Source organism: Colwellia sp. TT2012 (genome assembly GCF_001440345.1).
Lineage (GTDB): Bacteria > Pseudomonadota > Gammaproteobacteria > Enterobacterales > Alteromonadaceae > Colwellia.
The window spans coordinates 1,031,862-1,038,875 of the sequence record NZ_LJYX01000006.1 but is presented as its reverse complement, the minus strand read 5'-3'; the positions used below and the strand labels follow the sequence as shown (position 1 = coordinate 1,038,875).

Sequence of the window (7,014 nt, the reverse complement as noted above, 5' to 3'; positions counted from 1 at the left end):
TAACTTATATTTATTTGCATGAACATCATTCATTAAGCGTTTTTGTTCTCCCCGAAAGGAAAACTATGTAAAACAACATTAATGTGAGTGTCCACACAAATTGCATGATAACTAATTGTTAAAGAAAAGAGGTCTTAGTCGCATTCGCTAAGTACCTTCGCCCCTTGCTAACGTTGCCGTTTGCCCGAAGCAGGATGCGCATTGTACGCTTCCGAGTTTTGATGTCAACGTTTATTTTAATTAAAAGTTAAGTATTTTAAAACACTTTAAAACGTTAGCTTAAGTTAGCTGATTTACCTTAAAAGGAAGTAGATAACTTATCAAAACAGTTCGTTGATGGTTCATTTTCCCTGAACCCCTTGGAACTGGATGCGCATTCTATAGAGTTTTTCATTTAGTACAATACTTATTTTTATTTGTTTACTAATAAGGGTTCGTTCGCATAAATATCATACAAAGTAGTGACTAATCGGCTAAGTATCGCGCTAAAAACAGCCTGTATAGACTAAAAGACCACGTTACATGCAAAGGCCACCATCAATTTCAATGACACGCCCGGTGAAAAATTCATTTTCAAAGATATATTTCGCCGTATGGGCAATTTCTTCTGCTTCACCTAAACGGCCAACAGGTTTCATTTTCTCTAATCGATCGCGCATCTCAGGCTTCATTGCATCTGTCATTGCTGTGCGGATCACCCCTGGAGCAATAGCAGCTACTCGGATACCGTGACGGCCTAGCTCTCTTGCCCAAGTTGTTGTCATAGCAACCACACCCGCTTTTGCTGCAGCATAGTTGGTTTGGCCTATATTCCCACCACGGGCAATGGATGACATATTAATGATAACACCGGCTTTGCCACCTTCAATCATGTGAACTGCCGCTTCACGGCCACATAAAAACACGCCAGTGAGGTTAACGTCAATCACTGCTTGGAAGCTTGCTAAAGACATCTTCTTAACGACAACACCGTCTTTTGCTTTTACAAACATACCATCACGTAAAATACCGGCATTATTAACTAAGCCGTCAATGCCGCCAAAATCTTCATTGATCTGTTGAAAAGTTTGCTCTACTTCAGCTTCTTTACAGACATTAGCTAGGTAATAGTTAACTTTTACGCTGTTATGGCCAGCAGCTTTAACTTGTTCAACACTTTCTTTTAGTTGCTGTTCGTTTAAATCGATTAACGCGATATTTGCGCCACTTTGGGCAAAGCTCATAGCCATAGTCAAACCAAGTCCTTGACCACCACCCGTAATCACGATTGTTTTATCTTGTAATTTCATTTGTCTCAACTTACTTTTTATTAAATAGTTTAAATATACTGGAAAAATCTTTACTACCATTGCCCGAGGCTGCATGCATAGCGTATAAGCTTCGCGCTAACGCCCCCATAGGGGTAGAAGATTGACTTGCTAAGGAGGTTTCCATGGCTAAACCTAAATCTTTAGCCATTAAATCCACCATAAAACCACCCTGGTAATCATTCGAGGCAGGTACATTGTCCATAACACCTGGACAAGGGTTATAACCATCAAGGGTCCAGTTACTGCCTGAACTTTTACTCATGATGTTTGATAGCACCTTGGGGTCTAAGCCATTGGCAATCCCTAATTGTAATGCCTCACTGGTACCGACCATTAATACCGACAACAGCATGTTATTGCATACTTTGGCAATTTGTCCGGCACCATGGACACCGGCATGAAAAATATTCTTACCCATAGCCATCAGGATCGGCTCAGCTTGAGCAAACTCTTCAGTGCTGCCACCGACCATAAAACTTAAAGTACCGGCTACCGCACCACCAACACCTCCAGAAACCGGCGCATCAACAAAGTTGATATCCTTTGTTGCTAAAGCTTTAGCGACTTTACACGAAGTAGCAGCATCAATTGTTGATGAGTCAATAACTAAACAGCCCGCTTCAATATGATTAATCAGTCCGGTATTTTCTGCTAGGTATACCGCGTCAACATGTTTACCTGCTGGCAGCATTGAGATAACAAATTGTGCGCCTTGCACACATGCTATAGCACTGGCTTTAGTACTAGCTCCTGCGGCAACAACATGAGCCACAGCTTCGGCTGAAAGATCGAAAACACAAACTTGGTGACCCGCTTTAGCTAAATTAATAGCCATTGGGCCGCCCATATTACCTAAACCAATAAAAGCGATATTTGCCATGGGTATTCCTTTTAAATTATTATTGTCATTATCGTTGTTATATATCTTGTCGATGAACCAAGTGCTAACTCAGCACTAAGTCTTTGCCTTAGTCTGTGTTAAGCAAGATTTAGCCAAGTTTAGCCAGTGGATGTGCTGCTTTTGACCATTTAGACTCGAAAAACCAAGCCAGCACCTTGCTGTCAATTGACTCAATAGACGGATATCGCCATTGTGGACTATTATCTTTATCAATTAATAATGCCCTGACACCTTCAAGGAACTCGCCGAAATGTCCACATTTAACCGCTAAATTCAATTCCATGCGAAAACACTCGGCCAATGACAGGCCTTTGCCTAATTTTAATTGCGTATAAGCTAATTGGGCACTCAAGGCACTGCCATTTTTCAACGATTTTTTCGCTCTACTTAGCCATTTATCTTCATTTTCAATAGTTAAGATAGCAGCGACAATTTCACTCAAGCCTTGGTTATCCACAACCTGGCTTATGAGTGTTTGATGTTCTCTTAATTGTGAAGTGGGCAGTTTACTGATTGAGCCTTGTTCAAACTCTTGCAATAATTGTGATGCTTTGTCGTGATTTAATGGGATGGTCTCTCCCCAATTAATCATTTGAAGTTGATTGAGAAAGTTATCTTTATGTTGTTGTTCAATAAAATAATCGGCCAACTGGCAATACTTGGCATCGGCAGCATTTATTGATGCCCCGGTTAACGCAAGAAATAAACCACAGCCAGCAGGCATTTTATTAAGAAAGTAACTGCCACCGACATCAGGGAATAAACCAATACTAATTTCTGGCATAGCAATACGTGAATTTTCGGTGACAATTCGATGACTGCCACCAACAAGCATACCTAAGCCCCCCCCCATAACAATACCACTGCCCCAAACAATAAAAGGTTTGTTAAAGGTATGAATTAAATAATCTAATTGGTATTCTTGGGTAAAATATTCTTCAATTTCTGGCGCGAAAGTTTGGTCAGCAATCAGTGCTGTCGTTTTATCTTTATTACTGGTGCTACCTTTTATTGCATTACCTTTCATCGCATCAAATAAATGGACGATATCACCGCCGGCACAAAAGGCTTTCTCACCTTCGCCTTGCAAAAACACCGCAGCAATGTTTTGTTGCTGCTGCCAGATAAGCAACTGTGGGTAAAGTAGGCCAATCATCTTGCCACTGAGAGCATTGAGTGATTTAGGAGAATTAAGGGTGATCACGCCAACCTTTTTACCGTTATCACAATTAAGTTCATGAAAAAGAACTACGTCCGTCATAATTTTTCCTATTTATATGCTGTTTAGGTTTTAAAGTATCAATACTACTTATTTAGCCAGACAGGCTTACGTTTATCTAGAAAAGCTTGTACGCCTTCTTTTTGATCAAGTGAGTCAAACAAGTCGACAAACGCTTGCCGCTCTTGTGGCAGGGCTTGCTCAATGGGCATAACGCGATTCTTTTGTATTAAATGTTTACAAGCAGCTACTGCGACCGGACTTTGCTTGGCAACCTTTTCAGCTAAAGCGATGGCAGCACGCTTGCCTTCACCTTTAGCAACAACTTCTTCAACCAAATTAATGGCTAGTGCTTTATCAGCGTTAACTCGCTCACCACACAAGATCATGCGTTTGGTCCAACCTTCGCCGACCAGTAAGGCAAGGTTTTGTGTACCACCAGCACAAGGTAATAAACCAACACTTGCTTCAGGTAATGCCATTACGGCATGCTCTTCGGCAATACGGATATCGCAAGCCAAGGCGACTTCTAGCCCTCCGCCCATAGCGTAGCCATTAATCGCTGCAATTGAAACACCGCGAAAAGTAGCTAGCGTTTCAAATGCCTGAGCAAAAATATCACTCATATCTTTCGCAACTTGTTTATCGCCATCGGCGAAAACATTAAGATCAGCGCCGGCTGAGAAAAATTTACCGCCATCTCCCGTTAAGACCAAGGCATAAATATTTTTATCTTCATTGAGCGACAAAACCAAATCTCGAAGGTCTGCCAAGCTCTGTGCCGTCCAAGTGTGCGCGGGTGGATTATTAAAGGTAACAACGGCGGTATGGGCAATAACTTCTACAGTTAAAAACTGTGATGAATAATCAGACATTTTCTTTCCTCTACTAGGTACTTTGCTTGGTACTTATTATATGGGCTGTTATATTAACTTTGATTTGAGTCTTATTTGGGCTTTAGCTTAAATCTATAGCTAGAACAAAAAGGACGTTAAACGCCCTTATCGGGAGACTTTGCCTAAAGTATTTGTCCTGCCCCTTCAGTCAATAGTCGGCGGGCAATAATCACCCGCATGATTTCATTGGTACCTTCAAGAATTTGATGAACACGAACATCTCTAAAGTGACGCTCTAATGGAAACTCTTTCATATAACCATAGCCGCCATGAATTTGTAGGGCTGCATCACAAACTTGGAAACCTATATCTGTAGCAAACCGTTTTGCCATGGCACAATAGGCGGTTTTCTCGGGATCGTTTTGATCTAATTTATAAGCAGCTAAGCGCACAAGTTGTCTTGCAGCGACCAACTCAGTTGCCATATCGGCTAGTTTAAATTGTAAACCTTGAAAAGCGGCAATGGGTTTACCAAACTGTTGACGTTCTTGCATATAAGTCGTGGCAGTATTTAGCGCTTGTTGCGCAGTACCAATCGAGCAAGTAGCTATATTAATACGACCGCCATCAAGTCCCTTCATGGCAAGAGAAAAGCCCTCACCTTCTTTGGCAAGTAAATTTTCTCGTGGGATTTTAACATTATCAAACGTAATTTGCTTAGTCGGTTGGGCATTCCAACCCATTTTTTCTTCTGCCTTACCATAAATAACACCTTCGGCGTCAGCGGGAATAACCACGGCAGAAATACCTTTGGCACCCGCTTCACCTGTGCGCACCATTACAACTAAAACATCGGTTTCACCGGCACCTGAAATAAACATTTTCGAGCCATTGATAATATAATGGTCACCGTCAATTTTTGCACTGGTACTAAGTGATGCTGCATCAGAGCCAGAGCCTGGCTCTGTTAAACAATAGGATGCTAACTTCTCACCAGTAACTAACGCTGGGCACCAAGCCGCTTTTATTGTTGCAGTGCCCCATGTTGCAATCATCCATGTTGCCATATTATGAATAGTCATCATGGCCGTTGTAGTGGTACAACCCATGGATAGTTGTTCAAAGATTATTGATGAGTCTAATCGACTAAGCCCTAAACCACCGGCCTCTTCTGGTGCATATAAGCCACAAAAACCTAACGCCCCAGCTTTAGCAATGACATCTTTTGGAAAGGTATGCTCTCGGTCCCACTTGGCAGCATTCGGTAATAATTCGCTGTCGCTAAATTGCTTGGCGGTTTCAGCAAACATTTTCTGGTCTTCAGTCAAATCAAAATTCATCAGTAATTCCTATCTTAAAAGGCATCTATATATATTCAGCTTTAAGTTGTATGGTTCATGTTAAAGGAAAAAGCACGGCGCTGACGCGAGTCATTAGCCCAAACATCGTGTTTACACCTTTGTCGCCAATCTTTGGCTGGGCAAATTTCCCCACATAAATTGGGCTATACAAGCATGAAGGTGGTCAGTTACAGCATTTCTAAGGCAATAGCAGTTGCTTCACCGCCGCCAATACAAAGGGAAGCTACCCCTTTAGATAAACCTTTATTTTTTAAAGCGTGAATTAAGGTCACCATAATACGGGCGCCACTTGCACCTAATGGATGACCGAGCGCACAGGCGCCGCCATGAATATTTACTTTATTAATATCTAATGACATTTCTTTAACCGCTAACATAGTTACCATGGCAAAGGCTTCATTAATTTCAAACAAATCAACATCATCGGTAGACCAATTAGCCTTAGCTAACACTTTACTCATAGCTCCTACCGGTGCCACAGTAAACTCGCTTGGTGCTTGTGCGTGAGTGGCATGGGCAACTATTTTACAAAGTGGTGTTAAATCACGAGATTTTGCTTCAGATAGTTTCATCATAACCAGCGCTGCTGCGCCGTCAGAAATTGAGCTAGAGTTAGCGGCAGTAATAGTACCGCCCTTTTTAAAGACTGCACGTAACGAAGGAATCTTATCTGGGCGTGCATTACCTGGTTGCTCATCGGTATCAATAACCACTTCGCTACGACGATTTTTCACCGTCACGGCTGTTATTTCATTTTTAAAAGCACCCGATTCAATCGCTTGGTTAGCTCGACTAAGTGAACGTATGGCAAATTCATCCATAGCTTCACGAGTAAAGTTTGCTTCATCAGCAGTATCTTGAGCAAAACAGCCCATAGCAATGCCGTCATACGCATTTTCTAAACCGTCTTGCATCATATGATCAATGACTTGGCCATGGCCCATACGCAAACCTGTTCTTGCTTTAGGTAAAATATAAGGCGCATTACTCATACTTTCCATACCGCCGGCCACTGCTATATCGATAGAACCAGCAAGTAAAGCATCGTGTGCTTGCATAGCAGCTTTCATACCTGAACCACACACTTTATTGATAGTGGTACAAACGGTTGATAAAGATAAATTCGCAGCAATTGCAGCTTGTCTAGCCGGTGCTTGTTTTAAACCAGCAGGTAAAACACAGCCCATAATGACCTCGTCAATTTGGTCAGCGGCTAAGTTAGCTTGAGCGACTGCAGCTTTAATTGCATTAGCACCTAGGTCAGGCGCAGTAACACTGGCAAAGCAACCGCCAAAACCGCCCATAGGGGTTCTTACCGCGGAAACAATAACAATAGGATCAGATGATGACATTCGGTTCTCCAACACATTTAATCAGAAATAATAAT

At 41.9% G+C, this 7,014-nt stretch carries 6 protein-coding genes; all 6 read right to left on the bottom strand.

Going from position 1 to position 7,014, the window contains the following annotated elements; translation table 11 throughout:
- Positions 1–518 precede the first annotated feature (518 nt).
- The 6 genes from ASU03_RS06205 to ASU03_RS06180 all read right to left on the bottom strand — a co-directional run bounded on the left by ASU03_RS06205 (position 519) and on the right by ASU03_RS06180 (position 6,979).
- A complete protein-coding gene (locus ASU03_RS06205; protein ID WP_057831028.1) occupies positions 519–1,289 on the bottom strand; it encodes an SDR family oxidoreductase in 771 nt (256 codons plus the stop codon).
- A gap of 10 nt (positions 1,290–1,299) precedes the next feature.
- Complete coding sequence (gene mmsB / locus ASU03_RS06200) at positions 1,300–2,190, bottom strand: 3-hydroxyisobutyrate dehydrogenase (RefSeq protein WP_057830962.1); 891 nt, start codon at positions 2,188–2,190, stop codon at positions 1,300–1,302.
- A 109-nt stretch (positions 2,191–2,299) separates the two neighbouring features.
- Complete coding sequence (locus tag ASU03_RS06195) at positions 2,300–3,472, bottom strand: enoyl-CoA hydratase/isomerase family protein (protein ID WP_057830961.1); 1,173 nt, start codon at positions 3,470–3,472, stop codon at positions 2,300–2,302.
- A gap of 44 nt (positions 3,473–3,516) precedes the next feature.
- Positions 3,517–4,305, bottom strand: a complete 789-nt coding sequence (locus ASU03_RS06190) for an enoyl-CoA hydratase (protein WP_057830960.1) — start codon at positions 4,303–4,305, stop codon at positions 3,517–3,519.
- A gap of 143 nt (positions 4,306–4,448) precedes the next feature.
- Positions 4,449–5,606, bottom strand: a complete 1,158-nt coding sequence (locus ASU03_RS06185) for an acyl-CoA dehydrogenase family protein (RefSeq protein WP_057830959.1) — start codon at positions 5,604–5,606, stop codon at positions 4,449–4,451.
- Between the two features lie 188 nt (positions 5,607–5,794).
- On the bottom strand, positions 5,795–6,979 hold the full coding sequence (locus tag ASU03_RS06180) for an acetyl-CoA C-acyltransferase (RefSeq protein WP_057830958.1): 1,185 nt from the start codon (positions 6,977–6,979) through the stop codon (positions 5,795–5,797).
- Between the last annotated feature and the right edge of the window lie 35 nt (positions 6,980–7,014).